This is a genomic window from Polynucleobacter paneuropaeus, from assembly GCF_003261235.1.
GTDB classification, from domain to species: Bacteria; Pseudomonadota; Gammaproteobacteria; order Burkholderiales; family Burkholderiaceae; genus Polynucleobacter; species Polynucleobacter paneuropaeus.
The window spans coordinates 1,216,629-1,242,429 of sequence record NZ_CP030085.1 but is presented as its reverse complement, the minus strand read 5'-3'; the positions used below and the strand labels follow the sequence as shown (position 1 = coordinate 1,242,429).

Here is a 25,801-nt window from a genome sequence, read left to right as displayed (position 1 = left end):
GCAATTGCGTGAGCAGTAAATAAAAACGCCTAGCAGTGCTAGGCGTTTTTTTATGTCCCCATGGTCTGATCGTGGCTATTTATTGCTTTTATCATTCTAGCCATGGAGAAAATGAATTTAATTCGAGTCACAGTTGATCTTAATGATCCAAAAACATTTCCAAAAAGTGATGTCGATAGAGAGGCTGTTAGGGCAACTTCAGAAGAGCAGATCGCAGAACATAAAAAAGAAGACGATCTATTTTTAAAAGAATTCTTCAGGAAGGGCTGTCGATATTAAAAGGGGCCCCTTAGATTGTGGCCTTATGCATCAAACCATTCACCTTTAAATTGCGTCAATTTAAAGGGCTTTCAAAAACACAACAGATCTGTTAATATTTAATGAATTCTAAGCAAATGAAGAAGTGGCTAGAGCAGCAAGGAGCTACTTTCTTGCCCGGCAAAGGTTCACACTTGAAAGTATTTTTAAATGGTAAACAATCAATATTGCCAATGCATGGAACAGCAGAATTAGGGAAGGGCCTGGAGGCTGCCATCATGCGGCAATTGGGTTTGAAATAAAGGGAATATATGTTTAACTACCCAGCAACTTTGACTAAAGATGGCCATACCATCCTAGTGACATTTCGAGATGTCCCGGAAGCAATTACTTTTGGCGTTGATAGGGAAGAAGCATTACTAAACGCAGTAGATGCTTTGGAGAGTGGACTCTCTTTCTATGTTGACTCCCGAAAACCTCTACCATTGCCAAGCAAAGCAAAGCGGGGCGAGGTCATTGTTTCTCCAACTGCTTTAGAAAGCGCCAAGTTGGGTGTTTATCAGGCTATGACCGAGCAGGGTATTAAAAAAGCGGAGTTAGCCAGACGTCTAGGCTGGCATATGCCGCAAGTCGATCGCTTATTTGATTTACGTCATGCATCCAAATTAGATCAAATTGAAGCTGCTGCTATTGCCCTTGGTCGCCATCTTGAGGTAAAGGTCGCAGCCTAAACTAGGATTGACCTTCTAAATACCGCTGTGCATCTAATGCAGCCATACAGCCTGTACCTGCACTGGTAATTGCCTGACGATAGATGTGGTCCTGCACATCACCTGCCGCAAATACACCAGGGATATTGGTTGCAGTGGCATTGCCATTCAAACCTGAGTGTGTCTTGATATAGCCGTTGTTCATATCGAGTTGGCCAATAAAGAGTTCGGTATTGGGTTTATGTCCGATCGCAATGAATGCGCCCATGACAGGGACATCTTCAGTGCTGCCATCGGCTTTTTTGATTCTGACGCCAGTGACGCCTTTGTCATCGCCGAGAACTTGCTCGAGTGTGGCGTTCAATTTGAGTTCTACTTTACCTTCAGCAACTTTTGCCATTAAGCGATCGTTCAAAATGGGTTCAGCGCGGAACTTGTCACGACGATGAATCACGGTCACTTTTTTAGCAATGCCAGTGAGATAGAGGGCCTCTTCAACTGCAGTATTGCCACCACCAACGACGCAGACATCTTGATTGCGATAAAAGAAGCCATCGCAAGTTGCACAACCCGATACGCCTTTACCCATGAATTCTTCTTCGCTCGGTAGGCCTAAGTATTGAGCGGAAGCGCCAGTAGAAATAATCAGGGCATCACAGGTGTAAGTGCCAGAGTCGCCAACTAAGCGGATCGGTTTTTCAGAAAGGGCCGCCGTATGGATATGGTCAAAAATGATTTCGGTATTGAAATGCTCGGCATGCTTCAAAAAGCGATCCATGAGCTCTGGGCCTTGAACCCCATTTGGGTCGGCTGGCCAGTTCTCGACATCAGTCGTGGTCATCAACTGACCTCCCTGGGCTAGGCCTGTAATGAGGGTGGGCTTAAGGTTGGCTCGGGCCGCATAAACCGCTGCGGTATAGCCTGCGGGGCCAGATCCGAGGATAAGAACTTTAGAGTGTTTTGGATTATTAGTAGTCATATTCAAATTATAGGTTTGCTTGTTTACAATCGGTAGAACATGGCAAGAACCGCATATCCAAAGCCTCAGAATTCCTTACCCCCCGATAATGTGGGGCCAGGCCGGATGCCCCGCCTCCTGATGGAGATTCGCTGGTTCATTTCATTAGGCCTATGCCTGGGTTTATTGGCTATTTTGCTGACCTATTCCAAGGCAGATCCCGCTTGGTCACACGCCAGTTTTGAGACTCCTAGCAATCTGGGGGGTCGCTTCGGTGCCTACATAGCCGATTTAATGCTCTACATTTTTGGTATTTCTGCCTTTTGGTGGGCGGTTCTATTTGGTCGACGGGTCCTCAATGGCTGGAAAGAGCTGTGGAGCATTCCTTTGCCCCCAGATCCAAACGCAAAACCTGACTCCATCCTGATGCGTTGGTTGGGCTTTGCCATTACTTTAATTAGCAGTATGGGTCTCGAGTCCATTCGTCTGCATTCGCTGTCCTGGCAGCTCCCTAGACCTCCTGGCGGGATCTTAGGCGAGCTCATTGGCGATCCCTTGCAAATGGCGATGGGTTTCACTGGCGCAACCCTGATTTTGTTGTTTGGCCTCTTTGCGGGACTTTCTTTGTTCTTGCACTTTTCTTGGTTGGATGTCGCAGAAAAAGTGGGCCGCTTCATTGAGCTCAGCTATCACCGCATTCGTGAGCGTCGCCAAACCCAGGAAGATCGCAAGTTAGGTGAAGTCGCTGCTGAAGAGCGCGAAGAATTCGTGGAAGAGATTCGTGGGCGTGTGATTGAAGCTGCGCCAGTTCAGATTGTGCGAGCACCGGTCGAGATTCCCAAAAGTTCTCGAGTCGAGCGCGAGAAACAACAACCTCTCTTTGTGGATATTCCGGATTCAGAGTTGCCACCTTTGGCTCTTCTAGATCCCGTTCCCGAAGCTAAAGAAACCATCTCCGCTGACGTTTTGGAATTTACCTCCCGCCTGATCGAGCGCAAGCTTGCTGAGTTCAATGTCGAAGTTAAAGTCATTGCTGCTTATCCAGGTCCTGTTGTGACTCGTTATGAGATTGATCCTGCGGTGGGTGTGAAGGGTAGTCAGATTGTCAACTTGTCTCGTGACTTAGCGCGATCACTGGGCGTAGTCAGTATGCGGGTCGTCGAAACGATACCAGGCAAAACCTGCATGGCTTTGGAATTACCAAACCCAACACGTCAATCAGTGTACTTATCTGAGATTCTGACTTCACAGGTTTATAACGACAATCACTCATTACTGACATTGGCCTTAGGTAAAGATATTGCTGGAAGCCCGATGGTGGCTGATCTAGCCAAGATGCCACACTGTTTGGTTGCCGGTACTACTGGAGCAGGTAAGTCAGTCGGTATTAATGCCATGATTTTGTCGCTGCTCTTCAAGGCTAAGCCTGATGAAGTGCGCTTGATCATGATTGATCCTAAGATGCTTGAGATGGCGATGTATGACAAGATCCCCCATCTGCTGTGCCCTGTAGTTACAGATATGAAGCATGCCTATAACGCCCTCAATTGGGCGGTAATTGAGATGGATCGTCGTTACAAACTCATGAGTAAGTTTGGCGTACGTAATCTTGCCGGCTTTAATAAAAAGATTTTGGAAGCCGAAGAGAAAGGTGAAAAACTCACCAATCCGTTTAGCTTGACACCTGAAGATCCAGAGCCAATTTATAAAGCCCCTGTGATTGTGATTGTGATTGACGAGTTAGCAGACCTGATGATGGTCTCCGGCAAAAAGATTGAAGAGTTGATTGCGCGCATTGCCCAAAAGGCCCGTGCTGCCGGTATTCATCTGGTGTTAGCGACACAGCGTCCCAGCGTAGATGTAATCACTGGCTTGATTAAAGCCAACGTACCTACACGTATTTCCTATCAAGTCAGCAGCAAGATTGATAGCCGTACGATTTTGGATCAACAGGGCGCCGAATCCCTGCTGGGTATGGGCGACATGCTCTATATGGCGCCTGGTACTGGCCTACCGATTCGGGTTCACGGCGCATTTGTCTCTGATGATGAAGTGCATCGTGTGGTGGAGTGGCTTAAAGAGAAGGGCGAGCCGAATTACATTGAGGGCATTCTCGAGGGTGCTGATGAATCCAATATTGATGTGCTTAGCGGTGGCGGAAGTGGTGAAGCCGATCCTTTATATGATCAAGCCGTTGCCATCGTTCTAGAAAACAAACGGGCTTCTATCTCACTTGTCCAGCGACACTTGCGCATTGGTTACAACCGCGCAGCCCGCCTCTTGGAAGACATGGAAAAAGCTGGACTCGTATCCAAAATGAGCGGAAGCGGTAACCGTGAAATTTTGATGCGCGCACCAGAGTAAAGAGCCCCCTTGTTCAGAATTATCCTTGCATTACTTCTCACTACCGTTTTTAGTTCTGCCAATGTATTGGCAGATAACTCAGCCGCTGATCAACTGCGCCAATTTGTGCGGAACTCTAAAACGGCTGAAGGTGACTTTGTCCAGCAGCAACTTCGCGCTCCCCGCGCTAACGAGGCGCAAGACAAAGGCCTCAAAGTTGTTCGCCAAACCCAAGGCCATTTTGTATTTCAGCGGCCAGGGCGTTTTATCTGGGATACACAAAAGCCTTATGAACAGAAACTCATTGCTGATGGCAAGCAACTCATCTTGTGGGATCAAGATTTAAATCAAGCTACCTTTAGACCCAGCACTCAAGCATTGGCAAGCACGCCTGCCGCCATTCTTTTTGGTGAAACTTCCCTCGATCAGCATTTTGATTTAGTGGAAGGGCAAGAGCGATTAGGAATGAAATGGGTTGACCTACAAGCCAAGAAGGACCCAAATGCTAAAGGTGATTTACCGTACACCAAGATCTCCATCGGAATGGTTGATGGCCTTCCAAAAGCCTTAGAGCTAACCGATGGCCTGGGTAGCGTGGTTTTGGTGACTCTGAGCCAGATTCAGCTCAATATCAATGTTGCTCCCAGCCGCTTCGTCTTCAAGCCACCACAAGGTGCTGAGGTCTTACGCTTAAACTAGAGCCTTGATCAGAAAAATTCAGTATTGATAGGTCGTAAAAATGATTGATCCCCAACTACTTCGTAAAGATATTGCTTCAGTAGAAGCACGTTTACTGGCACGCAAATTTAAGCTCGATGTTGAGAAATTCAATACTCTAGAGAGTGAGCGTAAGTCTTTACAAACCCGTACTGAAGAATTACAAGCCAAGCGCAATCAACTCGCCAAGTCCATTGGTATGAAAAAAGGCAAGGGCGAGGATGCGGGTGCGGAGTTAGCAGAAGCCAGTCAAGTTAATTCTGATATGGAATCTGGTGTTTCTCGTTTAAGCCTCCTGCAGGCCGAAATTGCTGATTTCTTAATGGGTATTCCAAACTTGCCAGATGAGTCGGTGCCCAATGGCAAAGATGAAACCGACAATAAAGAAGTCAAACGCTGGGGCCAAGAACCCATATTTGATTTTGAGATCAAAGACCATGTGGATTTGGGTGCGCCCTTAGGTTTGGATTTTGAAGTTGCTGCCAAAATTAGCGGCGCGCGTTTTGCGTTTCTAAAAGGGCCTATCGCAAGACTGCATCGCGCCTTAGCGCAATTCATGCTCGATACGCATTCTACTCAGCATGGTTACCAAGAGATCTACACACCCTATATGGTGAACGCTGCATCGATGCGCGGCACAGGACAGTTACCCAAGTTTGAAGAAGACCTCTTTAAAGTGCCTCGCAAAATGGGCGGTGCTCAATCGGCAGAAGGTGGAGAAGAAGAGCGTATTGAAAACTTCTACCTCATCCCAACGGCTGAAGTACCGGTTACCAATTTAGTCAGAGATGAAATTGTTAATGCAGATAGTTTGCCAATGAAGTACGTTGCACACACACCGTGTTTCAGATCGGAAGCAGGGAGTTACGGCCGTGATGTTCGTGGCATGATTCGTCAGCATCAGTTTGACAAAGTGGAGTTGGTGCAAATTGCAAAGCCCCAAGATTCGATGCAAGCGCTAGAAGAACTTACAGGGCATGCTGAAAAAATTCTAGAGTTACTCGAGCTGCCTTATAGAAAAGTATTGCTCTGTACTGGCGATATGGGATTTGGTAGCACTAAGACTTACGATCTTGAAGTGTGGGTACCTTCGCAAAAATCCTACCGAGAAATTAGTTCCTGCTCCAATATGGGTGACTTCCAGGCTCGACGTATGCAAGCAAGATTTAAAGACGGACAGGCTAAACCTGAACTAGTCCACACTCTTAATGGCTCTGGTCTGGCAGTAGGTAGAGCATTGGTTGCCTTGTTGGAGAATAAGCAACAAGTAGACGGCAGCATTGCCATCCCCAAAGCTTTGCAGCCGTATTTGGGTGGCTTAGCAGTGCTCAAACCAATTTAATGTTTCAACAAATGAAAAGTGGAATGACTCAATTGAATAAATTCCAATTATTCATAACTCTTATTTGTTCAGTATGGATTTCTCCAGGTGCTTTTGCAGCTGAAAAAATCTATCGCTGTGAGGTATTGAGTGACGCTTATATTAAAAGCAATGGTGAGTTAGATATTGTGAAAGATAGCCCCAGAATTGGCCAAGAATTTGTGGTTATCAAGAAAACAGGGGAAGTGGTTGGAGATGTGATGGATTCCTTAGGGAAACCCAAGGTAATTGCATTTGGAAGCAATAGCAATTCTTATAAAGTCGTTTGGATAAAAAAGGCTGCAGGCAAGGATGGGGCCTTTGTAGACTATCTCAGCATCAATGGGTTTGCAAAAGACGGCAGGTATCCCTTTGGGTTTTTCTCCGGTGCGCTTCTAATGGCGGGCGTGTGCGAGTAATAGATCAAAAAGCCTAAGGTGAGATTGCCACATCGTTCTATCCCAAAGACATTTGGGAAATGCAGGGATCGCTAAAGTCGGCTGGTTAAATCACTATAGTTTTTATTTTTAGCCTCGAGGCATTCTTTTCAAGCACTTTATCAAGGGTGATAATTGATTTTGCTTTTAAGAATTTTGCAGCCGCGAGATGTAGCGCATCCCCAGATCGCAATTTGAATTTACTATCTAGCACTAGAACACCGGCGGAGTAAAAGACTTTATTTTCTATTGGCAGTAATTCAATATCATTAGTGCAGATGGCTTCGAAAAGCTTCCAAGCACTCTTGCTTTCCTTGGGGGTAATTTGTCCAGTTCTCTCCTTAATGCTTAAGGCGCTAGCAAATTCTGTAAATGTCCAAGTAGATGAGATCAACTTCGCATCTTTAGAGTTGTCATACCATTTGTGGATAGCTAGACTTTTTCCTTCTTGGGTGCAAAAACCAACCAGTATGCTTGTGTCAACATAGAGCATTAGTAGCGAGCTCCAGAGCGAAGCTCGTCCATTACTGATGTGCCCATTTTCATGGAATCTCTTAACTCCTTGGCCATTTTGGACAAAGCTTTGCGATCCAGTTTTTGAGGTCTGATGACTAATGCTCCGTCACTAGATAGGGTTGCTTCAACTCTATCGCCATTTTTCAGTTGGATTTCTTTAATAAATGCCGCAGGAATGCGAAGGGCTAGGCTGTTACCCCACTTTGAAATTTGGACGTTCATGAGCTCTCCTTCTTAAATATAGATATACATAAATGTATATCTATATTAGTACGATATACCGACTAGGTCAAATAAGCTCAACAGCTAACCTTAGCTACATGGATTTGTATGCCTGTAGCTATAATTGCCATTCGGTTCGGAGAGGTGGCAGAGTGGTCGAATGTACCTGACTCGAAATCAGGCGTACTGTCAAAGGTACCGAGGGTTCGAATCCCTCCCTCTCCGCCAAATTGATTTTCTTAGGAGTATTTATGAAGCGCATCATGTTGTTGTCCAAAATTCATCGTGCCGTTGTCACTGAAGCAGATCTTCATTACGAGGGTTCTTGTGGCATTGATGAATCCTTGCTCAAGGCAGCTGATATGCGCGAGTTTGAAAAGATTGAGCTTTACAACATTAATAATGGTGAGCGTTTTTCAACCTACATCATCAAAGCGCCTGCTGGATCTGGGATCATTTCATTGAATGGTGCTGCTGCCCGCAGAGCGCATGTAGGTGATCATTTAATTATTTGTACCTATGGTGCGATTGATGATTCCGAAGTGTCTAAACACGTTCCTAAAATTATTTTGGTTGGTGATAAAAACGAAATTACCCAAATCAAGAGCTAATTCTTTTTACTCAGTTCTCAAGCACCACAATTTCCCCGAGGGAAGTCTTTTCTCGAAACTGCGAGAAAGAAAACAACGCTTTAATACTCGAAGTTTTAATAATTTCAATCATTCCTTCAGGGGTTAGTACTGCTGGATATTCGCCCGGCGGGAAGATCGTATCCAAAGCCTCGGTCGTGGGTTTACCTTGAATGCGAAGGATTAAGTTTTTGGTGATTTCGATACGCATGACCCATTTTAGTTCCAATAATTAGAAGCAAAATCGTCTATGCACAAAATTAGTTAAACCTTGCACCAAGATGGATTTATTTACTGACGGATTTTTTCTGGTTTGATCCAATACGCTTTAATGCACAAAATCAGGGCAATTATTTAATTGACACAAAATCGTCACAATGATTGAATGGCATTTACTCAATCATTGATGCCGACATTTCATGAAACTCATTACTGCGATTATCAAACCCTTTAAGTTGGATGAGGTTCAAGAAGGTCTTGCCCATATTGGGGTCGATGGCATGACGACTTATGATGTTCGTGGCTTTGGCCGGCAGAAAGGGCATACGGAGCTCTATCGAGGCGCTGAGTATGTGATTGACTTTATTTTAAAGCTAAAAGTTGAGGTTGCAGTTGCGGACTCTAAGTTGGAGGAGGCGCTCAATGTGATTTCTCGTGCAGCTTATACTGGCAAAATTGGTGACGGCAAAATCTTCGTGACGCCACTCAATGAGGCAGTTCGGATTCGGACTGGGGAGAGCGGGCAAGCCGCTCTATGACACCGAGCAGTTTAGATCTAGCTTACTGACCTTTTTTATCAGCAGCATCCATAAAGCCAATGATGTAAGGAGAGGGCACAAAGAGTACGCTCTCGCCACCACGCTGCGCATGAATATTGACTTGGAAACCGGTCTTCGCATTCTTAATTAGGAAGTCTTCCGTGAGGCTAATGGCCATCATTTCTCGCATGAGACAGCGACCATTGAAACAGGCGCCTGCTTCTCTGGAAACGACATTAAATGTCACCTTGTCTTGATTCACCAGGCTTGCAGAATCGTATAAGCGCCAGTTATTTGGGTAGACCAATAAAACCATGAGCTGATAGTTTTTAGTGCCTTGAGCAGTCTTTTGAGCCTGCAGACCAAAAGTTTGGTCAGTATTGTTGGCATCCATCGTGTTAATGGTAGGGCCAACATAGCTTTGGGTATTGGAGTTGCCATTTTTTGCTAGAACGGTATCGAGATAAACCGCTTGCGCTTCATCAGCTTTAATCTGAGGATCATTGTTGTGAGAGCAGGCGCACAGGCCTCCAATGAGGGCTAAGCAGAGGGCTAATCGTTTCATATTTAAATTCCTTGTAATGGCTGGCAGTATTGAGCATGGGCTCAATTCATCTCATGCTCTAGAGTATATTAGACACAAGTAAACGAGGTGATAAAGAGCCCTATGATGCGTTTGAAAAACTTTGGAATTGCCCTTTTAGGTTGCGGTTTATTTGTTCTGGCGGCCTGCAGCACTCCCACCAGTGAATTTGGGGTTTATCGCCAATCTGATGGCACGATTGGGGTACATGCCCCCAAGGACGCTAAAGAATCTGAGGCGCAGACGGTTGCCCTCGCAGAATGTAAAAAGGATGGAAAGCGAGTTGTTTCCATCCTTGAACAGCGCAAAACTGTTAATAGCAACTTCCCAACGACCTATCTTTATAGCTGTCGATAGGTCGCTGTTTTATTAGCTAAGCAACCACTTCTTAATCGATTTATCGACACACATAGCATCTAGAGCAAGGCCGAAGAAGGCTGAGCCATTAGTAACCATATTTTCAATCGCCTCGACTTTGCCAGACTTGATGCCACGTAAATAGGTAGCAGCGCGATAGCGTAAGAAGTGCTCGTTCTCATCATTTTCGTTGAGGGTAGAGCAGATTTCGATACTGCCGTAACGGGTCTCGGGATTAATGTTGAGTAGAGCAATCCCTACTGCATTAATGAGATTATCCGGAACGGGGATGGGTACATACGAGTACAGAGAAACCAACATCTCTTCTTCGTCTACTTCAATGATGTGATCGATATCTAAAGCATCTTGCTCAGTCAGTTCAGTCTCTCCTGAGTCACCACCACCAAAGGTGGACTCAAACTGCAACATTGCTGTATTGCTATCTTTTGAGATATCAATCATGTCAGGGTAGCCCAACAAGCCTTTCCACCAGTACATCAGTGAGAAAGTGCAAGGCTTCACTTCCACTAAACCTTCATCGGTTGATTTAGCAAAATATAGACCGTAGAACTCATCATCTTGCTCAAGACCATACTGATCTACCTTAGGTGCTTTGACGGAAGATTTTTTTGGGGATTTCTTAGCTGTAGTTTTTTTGGCAACGGGTTTTTTGGCAGCGGGCTTACTTGCCTTTTTCACTGCTTTCTTGCCTACCGGCTTTTTAATCACCTTCTTGACTAATTTTTTAGCAGTCACTTTTTTCTTAGCGACCACTTTCTTTGGGGCGCTTGATTTTTTAGCTGCTTTCTTAGCTACGGTTTTCTTCTTTGGAGCTTTCTTTGTAGCCATGATGAATTACCCTTATTTTGGTGATGAATATCGCACTTCCAGCATTTGATATTACTGCACTTTGTAGACTAATTTACTTTAGAGATCTACGGTATTACCAGTAGCATTTAAGCAAGAATATTTGACACTTTTATGGCTTTGATACACTGAATCTCATGATAAAAAAGATCAAAATTGGACTGATTGCCCTAGGGCTCCTCATAGGCTTGGGGGCTGCTGGCGTTTTCTATCTTGCCCACTCCATCAACCCTACACAACTCACCAGTTTGATTGCTTCACTTGTGAAGTCAGAGACTGGGCGGGATTTCAGTATTGCAGGACCAATTGAGCTCCGCTTTTTTCCAGCGATTGGCGTTGTCGCTCAGGATGTCTCCTTAAGTAATGCCTCGTGGGCTTCGGAGCCGAAGATGCTTCAGGTGCAAAAAATTGAGTTGCAGATCAAGTTGCTTCCCTTATTGATGAAGCAGGTTGAGATTAATCGCATTAATTTAAGTGGTGTTGAGTTGTATTTGCAGGCTGGCCAGAATAACCGTGTGAATTGGGATTTATCTACTCCATCCGATAAAGGGCAAGTGCATTCTTCCGCAAGCCCTGCGAATTCTGCAGCATCGGGGATAGGCGTGATCACTGGAATTGAGCACTTCAAGCTCGTTGATGCAAATATTCACTATCAAAATAGTAGAGGCTCAAAAAGCCAGTATTCGATTAAGAACTTTTCGGCTGATAAGGATGGCGGCAAAACTGCGATAGAGCTTAAGGCTAGCGATGGCGCATTGCAATTTGGCTTGCAAGGAAAAATGACTTCCTTAAGAGAGATTGCCAGCCAATGGAATAGTGCACCGCTAAAGATTGATACGGATTTTGAAATCACCCTAGACGGTAAGTCACTCGAGTTGGTGGGTGATGTTGATAAAAAACCTGGCAAGCAAGCACAATGGAATATGAAGCTCAAATCGAAGTCTTTTGATTTAGCCCCCTTAGCTGGAGGCGCTGCTGTAGCTTCAGGAGTCAATAAGGCAATGGGCTCAGATGCTCAAGTCAGGGTTAGTCAAAAGACCAAGTCACCTTATTTCTTTAGCGATACCACTTTGCCTCTTGATCAATTGCCCGTAGCGCAAGGAATTATTCAGATTGATATTGGAAAACTGGGGCTCCCTCATTTAGCTAGTTTAGAGAATGTGAAGGGCAAGATTGTTCTTAATGGAGAGCAAATCGATTTATCGGACTTGAGTTTTGACTGGGGTAGTGGGCATGTTAAATCCAGCATCCTGTTATCTCAGATTCATTCAACTAGTCCTCTGGTTCGTATGCAGGGGGAAGGTAATGGCTTCACCTTAGAGCAGTTAATATCTGCAGGCAATCCCAACTCCAAGATTAGTGGTGGCGATACCCGTGTGGCTTTTAGTATCGTCAGTGCTGGAAGTAGTCTGCATCAAATTGCGAGTAGGGCCTCAGGTCGCGCCCAAATCACGGTTGGTCCAGCCCATATTGCCAAGAATTTCCTGAATGCAGGCGGGGATTTTTTTGTTAGCCTGCTAGATGCCATTAACCCGATGCGCAAACAGTTTGATCAAAGTGTCGTGGAATGTGCAGTAGCCTATCTGCCTTTTCAGAATGGCGTAGTTAATATTGCAGATTCAATAGGCTTTAAGACGGACCGTCTAGACATCACTTTATCGGGTACCTTGAATCTAAATAACGAAGCAATTAATCTCGATATTTATCCCAAAGAAAAATCCGGCCTAACGACGGGTGTCAACTTAGGCGGTCTAGTGAAGCTGCAAGGGACGCTCGAGCATCCGGGTTTAGGGGTGAATAAGGTAGGAGTCTTAAATAGCGCTGTATCGGTAGGTCTAGGTTTCTTAACGGGCGGCGCTTCGATCCTGGCCGAGAATGCCAAATCAATAGCAACCAAGAGTGATCCTTGTAAAACGGCGTTTCATCCTTGGGATGAAATTACCAAACAATAAGTACTTTGCAGTAATTACTCAGTAGTAAGCAAGTCTAGAAAATCATTCCGCTGACAAAGAGGCTAAATAGCGAAATAAAGATACTCTCAAAGAAGGCAGTCCAAAAGCTGGAGATTGTGAAGCCACTCACGATCGAGGATACCAACCTCAACACGAGTGCATTGATTACTAGCAGAAAAAGCCCCATAGTTAATACCGTCAGCGGTAGAGTGAGGAGAACTAGCAAGGGCTTGACAATGGCATTCGCAAAGCCAAGTAAAAGAGCGGCAATAACTAGGGAGCCGCCATCAGCAAAGCGCAGGCCAGAAAAAATATAACTAGCAACCCATAACGAAAGAGAAGTTAAGCCCCACTGGATTAGAAATGGCATTAGATTCATGATTATTCCCCGTGATTAATATCTATCACTATAGTACTAGTTCATTAATAGTGGGGTGGGATTTCATCGCGTAGGTTGCTGCCAGCGCTGTTGTTTGAGCTACTTTGTTCTTTAAGCGATTTCAGTTCACGATATAAAAACTCTAATTGTTGCTGTTGCTCATAGACCCGATGATTGAGTTTCTCAATGAGGTCCTCAGCAAAACTCAGTTTGATTTCGAGATTGGTAATACGCTCTTCACTCATTTCATTTCTTTCTCAGAGATCACGACAAAACGTCCGTCTTCCATTTCTGCTTGAGGCCGGATCCAAAAGCTCTGATTACGTAAGGACTCATAAACATAGGCTGGCTCGCGTGTAGCCTCAATGTTAGCCAGCATCAATACCCGATAGAAGCCACCGGACTTGAGATGCTTCAAAAAATCACCAGGCTTAAAGAGCCCATCATCAGCAGAGAAACAGGGGTTTGTATGCATAAGGTATTTACGTCCGGACAGTGTAATCAGCAGTAATCAATATATCCTCTTTGGCCGCTCGACTGGCAATTTTGAGTAACTCAAGATCCTTGCTAAATAGAATGCAAGGTTTCAGGCTGTAGGCCAGATCTAAAAACACTTGATCATCAGGATCTTGGCATAGCCAGGGGGCTTTAGAAAGTTGTGTATCTTCAAGCATCTGAACTAAGCCTTGCCATTGGGCCAAGATTGCAGACTGGACTGCATCATCTAATGCAAACACAGACCTAGAAATGACTTCAGAAAATTCATCTAGAGTTTGTTGGTTTGCATAGCCAACGATTTTTTGATCTAAGAGAGCGGCTTTGAGATGAATCGCTTTAACATCATTAAAGACAAAGAGATCTAGTAAAACATTGGTGTCAAAAATAACCGGTTTACTCATTGCGCCGTACGCCATACCTCTGGGGTGATAGTGACCTGTCCTTGCTCCGAAGAGACATAGACCTCGCCATCTTGAGTATTGATGTGTAGAACCATGCTGCGCTCGACTAAGCCATTAAGTTGTTTAGCTTGATCAGCGGGAATAGCAATGACGGATAAATTTTTGGCTCGGGTGAGCTTATTGCTAATGCCGTCCCACCAAATCTTACTAGTTTGACCACCATAGCAATAGACGATTACCTGATCTGATCTGCCGCATGCCTTCAGAATGCGCCGCTCATCCGGTTGCCCGATTTCAATCCAGAGTTGAATGGCATCGGTTAAGTCCTTGACCCACAAATCAGGTTCATCGGTATCGCTCAGACCCTTAGTAAAGGTGAGATTCTCTTGAGCTTGGAGTGCAAAGGCCAGAATACGCACCATCATCCGCTCATCCGTTTCCGAGGGGTGCTTAGCAATCGTGAGGGAATGACTGCCATAGTAATGACGGTCAGAATCGGCGACATGAAGGTCGGCTTTGTGAATAGTTGCGCGTAGGGCCATGCCGCATTATCGCCCTGAAGCCCGCTGGTCAGTATGATTGGGCCAAATCCTGATCAATTAATGTGTATCCTAGCCCCATGATTCGCCTTACTGAACTTCGCTTACCGATTGATCATGCTCCAGAGGCTCTGGAGCAAGCAATCCTGAAGCGTCTCCATTTAGAGCCAAAAGATTTAATGGGTTTCACGGTATTTAAGCGAAGCTATGATGCCCGTAAGAATGTAGCTCTGTCATTGATCTACACCGTCGACGTCTCGATTAAAGATGAGGATGCACTTCTACAGAAATACTCAGGTGATCAGCATGTCCGAATTTCACCAGATACGAGTTATCACTTTGTCACGAATGCATATCAGGCTCATCCGATAGATCGCCCCGTTGTGATTGGTTTTGGACCTTGCGGAATCTTTGCTGCATTAGTTTTAGCGCAAATGGGATTCAAGCCGATTGTGCTCGAGCGTGGCAAGGCAGTTCGAGAAAGAACCCAAGATACTTGGGGATTATGGCGGAAGAAGATCCTCAATCCTGAGTCCAACGTACAGTTCGGCGAAGGGGGTGCTGGCACATTCTCTGATGGAAAACTCTGGACCCAAGTCAAAGACCCTAAATTTTATGGACGAAAAGTGCTTGCCGAGTTTGTGAAAGCAGGCGCCCCAGAAGAAATTCTGTACGTCGCTAAACCCCATATTGGTACCTTTCGCTTGGTCGGTGTGGTTGAAAAAATGCGTCAAGAGATTATTGAGCTCGGTGGAGAGATTCGGTTTCAACAAAAGGTGAATGGTTTTGTCATTACCCATGATCAAATTCAAGCAGTCCAGATCGAAGGGCAGCCCGACTTACCTGCTTCGCATGTAATACTTGCATTAGGGCATAGCGCACGCGATACCTTTCAAGCCCTGCATGATGCGGGCGTCTATATGGAAGCCAAACCATTCTCGATCGGTTTTCGCATTGAGCATCCCCAATCTTTAATTGACAAGGCGCGCCTGGGTCCGCATGCAGGCAACCCTCTAATCGGAGCTGCTGACTATAAATTAGTACACCATGCTAAAAATGGCCGCTCGGTTTATAGCTTTTGTATGTGTCCTGGAGGCACAGTGGTTGCCGCTACATCAGAGCCCAATCGCGTTGTAACGAATGGTATGAGCCAATACTCACGCAATGAACGAAATGCAAACGCAGGCATTGTGGTTGGCATTACGCCTGATGACTATCCCGGCGGACCATTGGCGGGTATTGAGTTTCAGAGAGCTTTGGAGTCAAAGGCCTTTGAGTTAGGCGGCTCAACTTATGAAGCTCCTGGACAGTTGGTTGGCGACTTTTTAGCAGGCAAAGCCTCTACCGAATTTGAAAGCGTCCTACCATCTTATAAGCCCGGCGTTCATCTCACTGATCTGGCCAGTAGTTTGCCTGATTACTGTATTGAGGCGATTCGAGAAGCGATTCCTGCTTTTGAAAAACAGATCCCCGGTTTCTCATTAAAAGATGCAGTACTGACGGGCGTCGAAACGCGCACTTCTTCACCTTTGCGTATTACGCGTGGCGCTAATTATCAAAGCATGAATATCAAAGGCCTTTATCCAGCTGGAGAGGGCGCTGGTTACGCAGGCGGAATTATGTCTGCTGGGATCGATGGTATTAAGGTTGCTGAGGCCCTTGCGCTGGACTATCAGGCCAAATGAACTGCTTTAGCTTTTATCAAAAAACGCTCGTTTCTGAGTTCTTGGTAAGCGTTTGAGTTTGGCTTCTGCCTTAGAGGCTTGAGATCGATCTGGGTGCTCTTGGGTTGCCAAAAGGATGACTGGCCTACGTGATCGGGTGTAGCGCGCGCCTTCCCCAGAATTATGGGCTTCCAAACGATGATTTAGGCGATTGGTAATGCCTGCATAGTAAGTGCCATCAGCGCATTCAAGAAGGTAGACCAGCCAGGACATTGAGGAGTAAATATCAGGGTTTAGGTGGTCTTGAAGACCTTGAAATATGTCATATAGTCCTTATATTCTATACATAGCAGGCGCCTCATCAGGCCCTAAGTGATTTGCAGGTTTAACCTGAGCTTTAAATAGAGAAAAAAATGAGAATAGAGAAACTAACTACCAAATTTCAAGAGGCCTTGAGTGAGGCCCAAAGTTTAGCTTTGGCCAAAGACAATCAATACATCGAGCCGGCCCATTTGTTATTGGCAATGCTGCGTGATTCTGATGGCGGCGCCAAGAGCCTATTGAGTCGTGCAGGGGTAAATGTCCCTGGTTTAGAAAAAGGGCTAGATAAACTCATTGCGAATTTACCTGAGGTTCAAGGCACTAGTGGGGAAGTTCAAGTTGGACGTGATTTAAGCAATATGCTTAATCTCACCGAAAAAGAGGCTACTAAACGGGGCGATCAATTTATCGCTGGCGAACTCTTCTTATTAGTAGTTGCTGATGACAAAGGTGAACTCGGTAAGCTTGCTCGTGAGAATGGCTTAAATCGGAAATCATTAGAGGCGGCTATTGAATTAGTGCGCGGAGGAGAATCAGTGAATAGTGCGGATGCTGAAGGTCAACGCGAGGCCTTGAAAAAATATACCGTTGACTTAACTGAACGCGCCCGTTTAGGTAAGTTAGATCCTGTGATTGGGCGCGATGATGAGATTCGTCGGACCATTCAGATTTTGCAACGGCGTGGCAAGAATAACCCCGTCCTCATTGGCGAGCCTGGTGTCGGTAAGACCGCGATTGTGGAAGGTTTAGCTCAGCGTATCGTCAATGGTGAAGTTCCTGAGACCCTCAAAGATAAACGTGTGCTGGTATTAGACATGGCATTGCTATTGGCTGGTGCTAAATATCGTGGCGAGTTTGAGGAGCGCCTCAAGGCGGTATTGAGCGATGTTGCCAAAGATGAAGGTCGGACCATCATCTTTATTGATGAAATCCATACGATGGTAGGCGCCGGCAAGGGCGACGGAGCAATGGATGCAGGCAATATGCTTAAACCTGCCTTAGCTCGTGGTGAGTTGCATTGTATTGGCGCAACAACCCTAGACGAATATCGCAAATACATCGAAAAAGATCCTGCCTTAGAGCGCCGCTTCCAAAAAGTGATGGTTGAAGAGCCGAGTGTTGAGGCGACGATTGCCATCTTGCGCGGCTTGCAAGAGCGCTATGAGCTTCATCATGGCATTGAAATTACTGACCCAGCTATTGTTGCAGCTGCTGAGTTGTCACATCGTTATATTACGGATCGCTTCTTGCCTGACAAGGCAATTGATTTAATCGATGAAGCAGGTTCACGTATCCGGATGGAGATTGATTCCAAGCCCGAAGTGATGGATAAATTAGATCGTCGTTTAATTCAGCTCAAGATTGAGCGTGAAGCAGTTAAAAAAGAAAAAGATGAGGCTTCTCAAAAACGTCTCACTCTGATTGAGGAAGAGATTCAACGCTTGGGTGCAGAGTACGCTGACCTAGATGAGATTTGGAAGGCCGAGAAGAGTGCTGTGCTTGGTACCGCCAATGTCAAAGAAGAGATTGAAAAGATCAAAGCAGAAATTGTGAAGTATCAGCGTGAGGGTAAGCTGGAAAAAGTGGCCGAGTTGCAATACGGCAAGCTACCCGAGTTAGAGGCTAAGCTTAAATCGGCTGCAGCTGCAGAAGCCAAGGGTGATAAAGATGGCATTGTGAAGAATAAGCTTTTGCGCACTCAAGTTGGCGCCGAAGAAATTGCTGAGGTAGTCTCGCGCGCGACTGGTATCCCTGTATCCAAAATGATGCAGGGTGAGCGCGATAAGTTATTAAAGATGGAAGAGCTTTTACATAAGCGTGTGGTTGGCCAAGATGAAGCCATTCGGGCTGTGTCAGACGCCATTCGTCGCTCCCGCGCAGGCTTGGCTGAGGAGAATCGTCCTTATGGCTCTTTCTTATTCCTCGGGCCTACTGGTGTTGGTAAGACCGAGCTTTGTAAAGCCTTGGCGGGATTCTTGTTCGATAGCGAAGAGCATTTAATTCGGATCGATATGAGTGAGTTCATGGAAAAACATAGTGTCGCTCGCTTGATTGGTGCGCCCCCAGGTTATGTTGGCTACGAAGAGGGTGGTTATTTGACCGAACAGGTCCGTCGCCATCCTTACAGCGTGATTCTGTTTGACGAGATTGAAAAAGCCCATCCTGATGTATTTAATGTGTTGTTACAAGTCTTGGATGATGGTCGTTTAACAGACGGTCAAGGGCGAACAGTCGACTTCAAAAATACTGTGATTGTGATGACCAGCAATATTGGCTCACACCTTATTCAGTCCATGGTCGATAAGAAACAGTCTGAAGTCAAAGAGGCTGTGTTTGGTGAGCTGAAGAACCATTTCCGCCCTGAGTTCTTGAACCGCATTGATGAGATTGTGGTCTTCCATGGCTTGGATAAGAAAAATATTGCCAATATTGCCAAGATCTTGCTCAAGAATTTGTCAGATCGTTTGGCTAAAGTTGATATGCAGCTAGAGGTGAGCGATGCAGCACTCGATAAGATTGCGCAAGTCGGTTTCGACCCTGTATTTGGAGCGAGACCACTCAAGCGGGCTATTCAACAACATATTGAGAATCCTGTGTCGAAGATGATTCTTGAGGGCAAATTTGGCCCCAAAGATGTTGTGCCGGTTGATATTGATAAGCAGGGCGAGTTTAGCTTTACCCGCCAAGTGCATTAAATAATCACCTCATTACTGCGGTAGTTTCCACGCATTTAAAAACCCGGTTTTGCTCGAAAGGGCTACCGGGTTTTATTTCATCATATGAAATGATATTTCCACTTGTAAAATGCAGTGCAATAAAACCGGCTTGAGTTGATTTCAAGCATTGAACTTATATTCCATAATATGGAAATTAAATCATAAGTCACTGAATTATTTGACTTAAATCTATACTCAAAAAGATAAAAAAAGCCTTGTGTGTTTTTAATCAATCTCTAAACTCTTATATAAGACATAAGACTTGAATTACCAATTCTGATGGTCTCAATATTTGAAGTTTTCATTTTTATAGGGAGAAGAGCATGACCGATCGCAAAGCTGATATTGCTGCAATTCAAAAAGACTGGGATACCAATCCAAGATGGCAAGGCATCAAGCGTGGCTATACCGCTGAGGATGTTGTCCGTTTGCGTGGCTCCCTCAAGATTGAGCACACACTAGCCAAGACTGGTGCTGAGAAGTTATGGAACTTGGTTAATAACGAAGCGTACGTTAACTGTCTTGGGGCGCTCACAGGCGGTCAGGCCATGCAACAAGTGAAAGCAGGCATTCAGGCAATTTACTTGTCTGGTTGGCAGGTTGCTGCTGATGGAAATTCTTATGCTGCAATGTATCCAGATCAATCTTTATATCCAGTTGACTCCGTTCCAAAGATGGTTGAGCGGATCAACAATTCTTTCCAACGTGCCGATGAAATTCAGTGGGCTAAAGGTGTTAATCCTGGTGATGCTGGTCATATCGATTACTTTGCTCCTATTGTTGCTGATGCTGAGGCCGGTTTCGGTGGTGTACTAAATGCTTTTGAATTAAGTAAAGCCTTGATCAAGCAGGGCGCTGCAGGTGTTCACTTTGAAGATCAACTTTCTTCTGTAAAGAAATGTGGTCACTTAGGTGGTAAGGTTCTATTGCCTACCTCTGAATCTGTTCAGAAATTGATCTCAGCCCGCTTAGCTGCGGACGTCATGGGTGTGCCTACCATTATCTTGGCTCGTACCGATGCAGAAGCTGCTGACTTATTGACCTCTGATTATGATGAGAACGATAAGCCATTCCTCACCGGCGAACGTACTCCAGAGGGCTTCTACAAAACCCGCAAAGGTCTTGATCAAGCAATCTCCCGTGGCTTGGCTTACGCTGCCTACGCAGATATGGTCTGGTGTGAAACAGGTACTCCTGATTTAGACTTTGCTAGAAAATTTGCTGAAGCGATTCGAGCAAAATTCCCAGGCAAGATGTTGGCGTATAACTGCTCACCATCTTTCAACTGGAAGAAGAATTTAGATGATGCAACGATTGCTAAGTTCCAGCGTGAATTGGGCGCAATGGGTTACAAATATCAGTTCATCACTTTGGCTGGTATTCACTCAATGTGGTACAACATGTTCGACTTGGCCCAAGACTACTCGAAGCGCGGTATGACTGCTTATGTTGAGAAAGTTCAAGAGCCAGAATTTGCTGCCCGTGATCGTGGCTACACCTTCGTATCCCATCAGCAAGAAGTTGGCACAGGTTACTTTGATGACGTCACAACCGTTATTCAGGGTGGTAAGTCTTCCGTTACTGCATTAACAGGCTCTACCGAAGAAGAGCAGTTCCACTAAGCGGAATTTCTCAACTATACCGGCATCTAATTCGCCTCATGAGGGTGACTTAGATGCCGTTTTCGTTTACATTCACCTCATGAGCAATTGCGTACTTTGTAAAGATACCTTGAGACCTGAAGAGGGGGAGTTGATTTGGCGTGGCGATGACTGCCGCGTGATTTTGATTCACGATCCTGACTTGCCGGGTTTTTGTCGAGTGATTTGGAATCGTCACGTGCGTGAAATGTCTGAGCTCACTTATGGAGAGCGTGAACATTTAATGAATCTCGTTTTTGCTGTTGAACAGGCGATTGATCAAACAATGGAGCCACTCAAGATCAATTTAGCCTCTTTGGGTAACCAAGTACCCCATTTGCATTGGCATGTCATACCGCGTTATGAGGATGATGCTTTTTTCCCAAGTACTGCGTGGTCAGCTAGGGTGCGAGAGACATCTCCAGCAATCATTGCTGAACGTAAGAGGCTAGCTGCGGAGTTACCAAAGGCAATTCGCGCAGCAATTGCTGCGCTAGCCTAGCTCAAACTAGCTTCTTTAAAGCCTCAAGGTATTTTTCAGGACTCAGTTGCCCACCCTCTCTTTGGGCCTCCCACATGACTTGCCCTAGACATTCCATTATCAGATGTTGTGCTTCATGTGCAGAGCCTAATTTCTTGGTGAGGGTTTCTGAAACCTGACGTATCCCAGGTGGTTGATCGATTGAGATTTGCTCGCTGATCGAAAGATGCATCGAAAGATGTAAAAAGGGATTGGTTTCCCCGCGTTCAGGAGTGTAATCTTGCGCGAGAGCACCTTCAGGATCAGCCAGTAGGTCGTGGTACTCGGGATGCTGCTCCATCCAGTCACCTGCGATGATCTCAAGAGGAGCAAGAATATGACCCTCAGTTTTCTTTTTCCAGGTGTCGCAGAAAAAGCGCCGCACTTCTTCGCGAGTAGGGTTAAATATCGCCACGCACTTTTCCTTTTCCCGTTTTTTGTTTAAACCTGCAGAGTGGCTCAACAATGCATTCTTGACAGTGAGGGTTGCGAGCCGTGCAAGTATATCTGCCATGCAGAATAAGCCAATGATGGGCGTCCTGTAAAAATTCTTTAGGAACGCGTTTCATGAGTTGTGCTTCAACCATAACAACATCTTTTCCTGGCGCTAAGCCTGTTCGATTCGACACTCTAAAAATATGGGTATCGACTGCAATTGTTGGCTCGCCAAACGCTGTGTTCAGTATCACGTTAGCCGTTTTTCTACCAACCCCTGGCAAAGCCTCTAGGGCCTCACGCGTACGAGGGACTTCACCCTGATGCTGCTCTAGCAAAATTTTACAGGTCTCTTGTATATGCTTCCCTTTGGTTCTGAATAAACCAATATGCTGAATATAGGGGCGGACACCTTCCTCACCTAAATTTAGTAAAGCTTGCGGGGTATTGGCAATCTTAAATAGTTTTCGTGTCCCTTTATTTACTGAGACATCAGTAGCTTGTGCGGAAAGTAGGACTGCAATTAAGAGCTCAAAGGGTGAGCTGTATTCAAGTTCAGTGGTGGGCTGTGGGTTGTTCGCCTTTAATAGCTCAAAAAAACTGCGCCGCCGCTCAAGATTCATTTGGATTGCTCGGCTCGTGCAATGGCTGCTGCAATAATTTTACGTTTACGTGCCTGTTCGGTAAGCTCAGCTTCTGTTGATGCAGACTCTGCATTCAGTGCCGATAACTTAGCACTCGCTTTCTTTGCAAGACGCTCTTGGTTATCACGTTCTTCTCTAGCCAAACGGGTTTCTCTAGCGTGGTAACGTATTCGGGCTTCATCGGCTAAAGCGGGGGCCCAAGCATTCCAGCCAGTATTCTGATCAGTGACGCCTACCATCGTGATGCAATCTACTGGGCACGGTGGCAAACATAAATCGCAGCCAGTACACCAGTCATCCAGCACGACATGAAGCTGTTTGGAAGCCCCCACAATGGCATCAACAGGGCAGGCCTGAATACAGAGGGTGCAACCAATACAGCGTTTAGGATCAATTACTGCGACGGGTCTGGAGCGCTCGACACCACAGCTAGGATCTATTTGAGAATTGAGTACAAAAGCATCTAGCGGAAAGTACGGCTCTAAAATCCGACTGAGTCTCTGAATCCCTTCGACACCACCAGGAGGGCAGCGGTTAGGTTTGACATCACCAGATGCCATGGCTTGTGCATAGGCTCTGCAATCCGGATAGCCACACTTAGTGCATTGGGTTTGGGGTAGAGCGTCTTCTAGAGAATCGGCAAGCGCATTTTCCTCAAGGGTATTCATGTAATGCGCTACTTCAATTTAACTAAGTCTGACTGTATTAGTCAGAGGTCTTGCCGCCTAAGGCTGGAGGTCTAGCCTTAGTTTTTTTATGAATTTCTTGATGGTCGCGAATGAAGGATTTGACCTTGGGGTAAACCTTCTCACGCCAACGTCGTCCAGCAAAGATACCGTAATGTCCAGCACCAGCAACTTCATAATGATCTTTATGCTCTGTAGGGATGCCTTTGCATAGTTTGTGAGCTGCGCGTGTCTGACCGCTACCAGAGATATCGTCTAGCTCGCCTTCAATGGTTAGCAAGGCAGTATGCGAAATATCTTGAGGTTTAACAAGCTCATCACCGACTTTCCAAGTGCCATTAGGTAAGGCATAGTCTTGGAAAACAGTCTTGATCGTATCTAAATAAAACTTAGCATCCATATCAAGTACTGCGTTGTACTCATCATAGAAACGAATATGGGCATTAGCATCATCTTCATCGCCCTTCATCAGGCTCTTGAAGAAATCCCAATGGGATTGCATATGGTTTTGTGGGTTCATAGCCATAAAGCCAGCATGTTGCAAGAAGCCAGGATAGACGCGTCTTCCTGCGCCAGGGTGTGGAGGAGGGACTTTATAAATCACATGGCTCTCAAACCAATCGTAAGATTTTTTATCTGCCAAATTATTTACTGCGGTAGGTGATTTGCGGGCATCAATTGGCCCACCCATCATGATCATGGAGGCAGGCGTTTGCTCTCCTGCAGAGGCCATGAGCGAAATTGCACCTAGAGTTGGAACCGTAGGCTGGCATACAGAGATCACATGAAGATCCTTGGCGCCGATCGTGCGGATAAATTCTTGGATGTAGTGAACATAGTCATCCAAGCCAAAATCCCCATCTTCCAGCGGAATATTTCGCGCGTCGACCCAGTCAGTAATGTAAACCTTGTGGTCTTGCAATAAGGTTCTTACGGTATCACGCAATAAAGTCGCATGATGCCCTGACATAGGGGCTACTACCAGTACAACCGGATCTTCTTTGAGTTTTGTAATGACTTGAACATCATCAGAGAAACGCTTGAATCGAATCAGTTGGCAGAATGGTTTGGCTAACACTACAGCCTCATGAATGGCAACGTCACGTCCATGAGCATGCACTGTCTTAATGCCGAATTCTGGTTTTTTATATTCTTTGCCAAGGCGGTGGAGTAACTCATAGCTAGCTGCTAAACGTGAGGAGCCTGGCATCTTCGAAAGGGGATTGGAGGCATTCATGAAAGTTTCAGAAGCCGCACGCGCCCAAGCACTCAGTGGATTGAGTAAGGCCTTTTGAAACTCATGTAACTGATATAGCATGCTACCTCCTAAAAATCAGTTGAACTACCAAACTATCTTAATACTATGCAGCCAAAACCCGAGCAATCGCTCTAGCTACTTTATCAATATTTTTAGTATTGAGGGCTGCAACGCAAATACGACCTGTTGAGAGGGCGTAGATACCATCTTCCTTCTGCAGGCGCTCCACTTGCTCGGCTGTTAAGCCTGAATACGAGAACATGCCACGCTGATCTTCAATGAAAGAAAGATCTTCTTTTACGCCAGCCTCAGCTAATTTAATCACAAAGTCATGACGCATCTTTTTAATACGATTGCGCATGGTAGCTAACTCTTCTTCCCACATCTGGCGCAGTTCAGGCGTATTCAGGACGGCAGCAACAATAGCGCCACCATGGGTTGGTGGATTTGAATAGTTCGTACGAATTACACGCTTGAGTTGTGAAAGAACGCGATTAGATTCTTCTTTGCTTTGGGTGATGATAGATAGAGCGCCAACACGCTCACCATATAGAGAAAAAGATTTAGAAAAAGAACTCGATACAAAGAAGGACATGCCAGAATCTGCAAAGAGTCGCACAGCAATACCATCTTGATCAATGCCATCAGCAAAACCTTGGTAAGCCATGTCCAAGAATGGAATCAGCTCTTTTGACTTGCAAATCTCAATCACTTGACGCCATTGCGCTTCAGTAATGTCGGCACCAGTAGGGTTATGGCAGCATGCATGCAAAACGACTGTGGTGTGCTTTGGATAAGACTCTAAAGATTTCACCATGCCTGCAAAGTCAACACCGTGAGTCGCGCTATCAAAATAGGTGTAGTCACGAACTTCAAATCCAGCGGCTTCAAAAATACCGCGATGGTTTTCCCAGGTGGGGTTACTAATTGCAGCAGGAGCCCTCAAATTCAAACGCTCAATGAAGTCAGCGCCAACGCGCAATGCACCAGTGCCGCCGATACATTCGGCAGTCACAACACGCCCATCCTTGATTAAAGGAGAGTGAGCACCAAACAATAAATTCTGGACCGCTTGGTTATAGGGGTTGGGACCATCAATGGGGATGTAGCCTCTTGGTAAGTGTTTGGCAACCAATTCTTCTTCAGCCTTAAGCACGGCCTTTAGCAAAGGAATCTTGCCCTCGTCTGTAAAGTAGACTCCTACTCCAAGATTGACCTTATCGGGTTTTTGATCGGCAACATAGGCCTCGGTTAAGCCAAAAATAGGGTCTTTAGGGGCAAGCTGAACAGAAGAAAACAGGGTCATTTGGTCTGGGGAAGAAGAGGTTATAGGTACTTTTTAGCTTAATTTACGAATTTTTACACCGAAGTTCACTATTTTTTAATAAAAACGGCAAAATCATCGTTTGTGCAAAATTCTCTGTAATACAAA

Annotated in this window: 32 protein-coding genes and 1 tRNA gene; 16 read left to right on the top strand and 17 right to left on the bottom strand. The window is 45.5% G+C overall.

The window, feature by feature from the left end; genetic code table 11:
• The first annotated feature begins 111 nt into the window (after positions 1 to 111).
• The 3 genes from Pas1_RS09650 (at position 112) to Pas1_RS06530 (ending at position 989) form a co-directional block, all read left to right on the top strand.
• The gene (locus Pas1_RS09650) at positions 112 to 279 is read left to right on the top strand and encodes a hypothetical protein (protein WP_158525178.1); all 168 of its coding nucleotides are present in this window, start codon (positions 112 to 114) and stop codon (positions 277 to 279) included.
• Positions 280 to 380: 101 nt separating this feature from the next.
• Positions 381 to 560, top strand: coding sequence for a type II toxin-antitoxin system HicA family toxin (locus Pas1_RS06535; protein ID WP_112203397.1), 180 nt, complete (start codon positions 381 to 383; stop codon positions 558 to 560).
• Between the two features lie 9 nt (positions 561 to 569).
• Entirely contained in the window at positions 570 to 989 is a 420-nt protein-coding gene (locus Pas1_RS06530) for a type II toxin-antitoxin system HicB family antitoxin (protein WP_112203399.1), read from the top strand.
• Position 990: 1 nt separating this feature from the next.
• Here the strand turns inward: Pas1_RS06530 and trxB are convergent, their stop codons facing one another.
• On the bottom strand, positions 991 to 1,947 hold the full coding sequence (gene trxB / locus Pas1_RS06525; RefSeq protein ID WP_112203401.1) for a thioredoxin-disulfide reductase: 957 nt from the start codon (positions 1,945 to 1,947) through the stop codon (positions 991 to 993).
• 39 nt (positions 1,948 to 1,986) lie between these two features.
• Between trxB and Pas1_RS06520 the strand changes: the two genes are divergently transcribed.
• The 4 genes from Pas1_RS06520 to Pas1_RS06505 are packed head-to-tail and all read left to right on the top strand — an operon-like array spanning position 1,987 to position 6,765.
• Positions 1,987 to 4,290 (top strand): DNA translocase FtsK, encoded by a 2,304-nt coding sequence (locus Pas1_RS06520; RefSeq protein ID WP_112294816.1) that lies wholly within the window; start codon positions 1,987 to 1,989, stop codon positions 4,288 to 4,290.
• Positions 4,291 to 4,299: 9 nt separating this feature from the next.
• Positions 4,300 to 4,968, top strand: coding sequence for an outer membrane lipoprotein carrier protein LolA (locus tag Pas1_RS06515; protein WP_112237766.1), 669 nt, complete (start codon positions 4,300 to 4,302; stop codon positions 4,966 to 4,968).
• A 40-nt stretch (positions 4,969 to 5,008) separates the two neighbouring features.
• Positions 5,009 to 6,328 carry a serine--tRNA ligase gene (serS, locus tag Pas1_RS06510; protein WP_112294815.1) on the top strand — a complete coding sequence of 440 codons (1,320 nt, stop codon included), beginning with the start codon at positions 5,009 to 5,011 and terminating at the stop codon, positions 6,326 to 6,328.
• A gap of 23 nt (positions 6,329 to 6,351) precedes the next feature.
• A complete protein-coding gene (locus Pas1_RS06505) occupies positions 6,352 to 6,765 on the top strand; it encodes a hypothetical protein (RefSeq protein WP_215288013.1) in 414 nt (137 codons plus the stop codon).
• 85 nt (positions 6,766 to 6,850) lie between these two features.
• Here the strand turns inward: Pas1_RS06505 and Pas1_RS06500 are convergent, their stop codons facing one another.
• A complete protein-coding gene (locus Pas1_RS06500; protein ID WP_112203410.1) occupies positions 6,851 to 7,276 on the bottom strand; it encodes a type II toxin-antitoxin system VapC family toxin in 426 nt (141 codons plus the stop codon).
• Positions 7,276 to 7,521, bottom strand: a complete 246-nt coding sequence (locus tag Pas1_RS06495; protein ID WP_112203412.1) for an AbrB/MazE/SpoVT family DNA-binding domain-containing protein — start codon at positions 7,519 to 7,521, stop codon at positions 7,276 to 7,278. The genes Pas1_RS06500 and Pas1_RS06495 overlap by 1 nt, the downstream gene beginning before the upstream one ends.
• 138 nt (positions 7,522 to 7,659) lie before the next feature.
• On the opposite strand from Pas1_RS06495, the gene Pas1_RS06490 reads away from it, so the two are divergent.
• Positions 7,660 to 7,749, top strand: a tRNA-Ser gene (locus Pas1_RS06490).
• A 23-nt stretch (positions 7,750 to 7,772) separates the two neighbouring features.
• Positions 7,773 to 8,132 carry an aspartate 1-decarboxylase gene (gene panD, locus Pas1_RS06485; RefSeq protein ID WP_112203414.1) on the top strand — a complete coding sequence of 120 codons (360 nt, stop codon included), beginning with the start codon at positions 7,773 to 7,775 and terminating at the stop codon, positions 8,130 to 8,132.
• Positions 8,133 to 8,142: 10 nt separating this feature from the next.
• On the opposite strand, the gene Pas1_RS06480 is transcribed toward panD, so the two are convergent.
• On the bottom strand, positions 8,143 to 8,361 hold the full coding sequence (locus Pas1_RS06480; protein ID WP_112294813.1) for a hypothetical protein: 219 nt from the start codon (positions 8,359 to 8,361) through the stop codon (positions 8,143 to 8,145).
• A gap of 208 nt (positions 8,362 to 8,569) precedes the next feature.
• On the opposite strand from Pas1_RS06480, the gene Pas1_RS06475 reads away from it, so the two are divergent.
• Entirely contained in the window at positions 8,570 to 8,908 is a 339-nt protein-coding gene (locus Pas1_RS06475; protein ID WP_112203418.1) for a P-II family nitrogen regulator, read from the top strand.
• A 22-nt stretch (positions 8,909 to 8,930) separates the two neighbouring features.
• Here the strand turns inward: Pas1_RS06475 and Pas1_RS06470 are convergent, their stop codons facing one another.
• Entirely contained in the window at positions 8,931 to 9,473 is a 543-nt protein-coding gene (locus Pas1_RS06470) for a hypothetical protein (RefSeq protein ID WP_112203420.1), read from the bottom strand.
• 102 nt (positions 9,474 to 9,575) lie between these two features.
• On the opposite strand from Pas1_RS06470, the gene Pas1_RS06465 reads away from it, so the two are divergent.
• Positions 9,576 to 9,848: a hypothetical protein gene (locus Pas1_RS06465; protein ID WP_225971475.1), complete on the top strand. Its 273-nt coding sequence runs from the start codon at positions 9,576 to 9,578 to the stop codon at positions 9,846 to 9,848.
• A gap of 12 nt (positions 9,849 to 9,860) precedes the next feature.
• Here Pas1_RS06465 and Pas1_RS06460 read toward each other — a convergent pair whose 3' ends face one another.
• Complete coding sequence (locus Pas1_RS06460; protein WP_158525994.1) at positions 9,861 to 10,697, bottom strand: hypothetical protein; 837 nt, start codon at positions 10,695 to 10,697, stop codon at positions 9,861 to 9,863.
• A 155-nt stretch (positions 10,698 to 10,852) separates the two neighbouring features.
• Here Pas1_RS06460 and Pas1_RS06450 point away from each other — a divergent pair, with 155 nt between their 5' ends.
• On the top strand, positions 10,853 to 12,667 hold the full coding sequence (locus tag Pas1_RS06450; protein ID WP_112294811.1) for an AsmA family protein: 1,815 nt from the start codon (positions 10,853 to 10,855) through the stop codon (positions 12,665 to 12,667).
• 34 nt (positions 12,668 to 12,701) lie between these two features.
• Here the strand turns inward: Pas1_RS06450 and Pas1_RS06445 are convergent, their stop codons facing one another.
• From Pas1_RS06445 to Pas1_RS06425, 5 genes are read right to left on the bottom strand one after another with little or no spacing between them, the layout of a single operon-like run.
• Positions 12,702 to 13,052 (bottom strand): phage holin family protein, encoded by a 351-nt coding sequence (locus tag Pas1_RS06445; RefSeq protein WP_112294810.1) that lies wholly within the window; start codon positions 13,050 to 13,052, stop codon positions 12,702 to 12,704.
• 38 nt (positions 13,053 to 13,090) lie between these two features.
• On the bottom strand, positions 13,091 to 13,291 hold the full coding sequence (locus Pas1_RS06440) for a SlyX family protein (protein ID WP_112294809.1): 201 nt from the start codon (positions 13,289 to 13,291) through the stop codon (positions 13,091 to 13,093).
• Positions 13,288 to 13,521, bottom strand: a complete 234-nt coding sequence (locus Pas1_RS06435; protein WP_112203430.1) for a hypothetical protein — start codon at positions 13,519 to 13,521, stop codon at positions 13,288 to 13,290. Before Pas1_RS06435 ends, Pas1_RS06440 begins: the two co-directional genes overlap by 4 nt.
• Positions 13,522 to 13,528: 7 nt before the next feature.
• Entirely contained in the window at positions 13,529 to 13,945 is a 417-nt protein-coding gene (locus tag Pas1_RS06430) for a putative toxin-antitoxin system toxin component, PIN family (RefSeq protein WP_112294808.1), read from the bottom strand.
• Positions 13,942 to 14,487 carry a YaeQ family protein gene (locus Pas1_RS06425; RefSeq protein WP_112203434.1) on the bottom strand — a complete coding sequence of 182 codons (546 nt, stop codon included), beginning with the start codon at positions 14,485 to 14,487 and terminating at the stop codon, positions 13,942 to 13,944. The genes Pas1_RS06430 and Pas1_RS06425 overlap by 4 nt, the downstream gene beginning before the upstream one ends.
• A 77-nt stretch (positions 14,488 to 14,564) precedes the next feature.
• Between Pas1_RS06425 and Pas1_RS06420 the strand changes: the two genes are divergently transcribed.
• Positions 14,565 to 16,169, top strand: a complete 1,605-nt coding sequence (locus Pas1_RS06420) for an NAD(P)/FAD-dependent oxidoreductase (protein ID WP_112294807.1) — start codon at positions 14,565 to 14,567, stop codon at positions 16,167 to 16,169.
• 6 nt (positions 16,170 to 16,175) lie between these two features.
• Here Pas1_RS06420 and Pas1_RS06415 read toward each other — a convergent pair whose 3' ends face one another.
• On the bottom strand, positions 16,176 to 16,421 hold the full coding sequence (locus Pas1_RS06415) for a GIY-YIG nuclease family protein (protein WP_112209015.1): 246 nt from the start codon (positions 16,419 to 16,421) through the stop codon (positions 16,176 to 16,178).
• 140 nt (positions 16,422 to 16,561) lie between these two features.
• Here Pas1_RS06415 and clpB point away from each other — a divergent pair, with 140 nt between their 5' ends.
• The 3 genes from clpB to Pas1_RS06400 all read left to right on the top strand — a co-directional run bounded on the left by clpB (position 16,562) and on the right by Pas1_RS06400 (position 21,328).
• A complete protein-coding gene (gene clpB / locus Pas1_RS06410; RefSeq protein WP_112203440.1) occupies positions 16,562 to 19,165 on the top strand; it encodes an ATP-dependent chaperone ClpB in 2,604 nt (867 codons plus the stop codon).
• A gap of 344 nt (positions 19,166 to 19,509) precedes the next feature.
• Positions 19,510 to 20,808, top strand: a complete 1,299-nt coding sequence (gene aceA / locus Pas1_RS06405; protein WP_112203442.1) for an isocitrate lyase — start codon at positions 19,510 to 19,512, stop codon at positions 20,806 to 20,808.
• 79 nt (positions 20,809 to 20,887) lie between these two features.
• Positions 20,888 to 21,328, top strand: coding sequence for an HIT family protein (locus Pas1_RS06400; protein ID WP_112294806.1), 441 nt, complete (start codon positions 20,888 to 20,890; stop codon positions 21,326 to 21,328).
• A 1-nt stretch (position 21,329) separates the two neighbouring features.
• Here Pas1_RS06400 and Pas1_RS06395 read toward each other — a convergent pair whose 3' ends face one another.
• Genes Pas1_RS06395 through Pas1_RS06375 form a run of 5 tightly spaced genes read right to left on the bottom strand, consistent with a single transcriptional unit; the run spans position 21,330 to position 25,675 of the window.
• Positions 21,330 to 21,755 carry a DUF1841 family protein gene (locus Pas1_RS06395; RefSeq protein ID WP_112295187.1) on the bottom strand — a complete coding sequence of 142 codons (426 nt, stop codon included), beginning with the start codon at positions 21,753 to 21,755 and terminating at the stop codon, positions 21,330 to 21,332.
• A complete protein-coding gene (gene nth, locus Pas1_RS06390) occupies positions 21,748 to 22,404 on the bottom strand; it encodes an endonuclease III (protein WP_112294805.1) in 657 nt (218 codons plus the stop codon). The genes Pas1_RS06395 and nth overlap by 8 nt, the downstream gene beginning before the upstream one ends.
• Entirely contained in the window at positions 22,401 to 23,093 is a 693-nt protein-coding gene (rsxB, locus tag Pas1_RS06385; protein ID WP_112294804.1) for an electron transport complex subunit RsxB, read from the bottom strand. Before rsxB ends, nth begins: the two co-directional genes overlap by 4 nt.
• 37 nt (positions 23,094 to 23,130) lie before the next feature.
• Positions 23,131 to 24,429: a polyhydroxyalkanoate depolymerase gene (locus tag Pas1_RS06380; protein ID WP_112203450.1), complete on the bottom strand. Its 1,299-nt coding sequence runs from the start codon at positions 24,427 to 24,429 to the stop codon at positions 23,131 to 23,133.
• A gap of 43 nt (positions 24,430 to 24,472) precedes the next feature.
• On the bottom strand, positions 24,473 to 25,675 hold the full coding sequence (locus tag Pas1_RS06375) for an amino acid aminotransferase (protein ID WP_112203452.1): 1,203 nt from the start codon (positions 25,673 to 25,675) through the stop codon (positions 24,473 to 24,475).
• Positions 25,676 to 25,801: the final 126 nt, after the last annotated feature.